The sequence below is a fragment of the Mesorhizobium sp. M7A.F.Ca.US.010.02.1.1 genome (assembly GCF_004023085.1).
Classification (GTDB): Bacteria; Pseudomonadota; Alphaproteobacteria; order Rhizobiales; family Rhizobiaceae; genus Mesorhizobium.
Genome location: NZ_RZRV01000145.1, coordinates 1 through 413, shown reverse-complemented (window position 1 = coordinate 413; position 413 = coordinate 1). Strand labels below are relative to the sequence as shown.

The 413-nt window shown below is 65.1% G+C and carries 1 protein-coding gene; it reads right to left on the bottom strand.

Features of this window, described 5'->3' with window-relative positions; translation table 11 throughout:
* Positions 1–413, bottom strand: a 413-nt coding sequence (locus tag EOA19_RS35125) for a molybdopterin-dependent oxidoreductase (protein WP_164893145.1), incomplete at both ends; no start/stop codon positions are given.

Here is a 413-nt window from a genome sequence, read left to right as displayed (position 1 = left end):
CATCGGTCCCGGCGTACGCGCCTATATCGAAATCGCGCGCGCCGTCATTCTCGAATGCCGACAGCGCGGCGTGCTCAGCAAAAATCTCCCCTGGCGACGCATGCGAAAACGCTTCGCCAAAACCCATCCGCTTGGCCACTTCGGCGACGATCCACCAGTCGGCTCTTGCCTGGCCGGGCGTGGCCAAAAAGGCGCGCTGGCGCGAGATGCGGCGCTCAGAATTGGTGACGGTGCCGTCCTTCTCGCCCCATGCTGCGGCGGGCAGGCGGACATGGGCGTGGCGGACCGTGTCGGTCTTGGCCAGCACATCCGACACCACGACAAACGGGCAAGCCTTGATCGCCGCCTCGACGGCATCGGCATCCGGCATCGAATCGACCGGGTTGGTCGCCATGATCCACAGCGCCTTGATG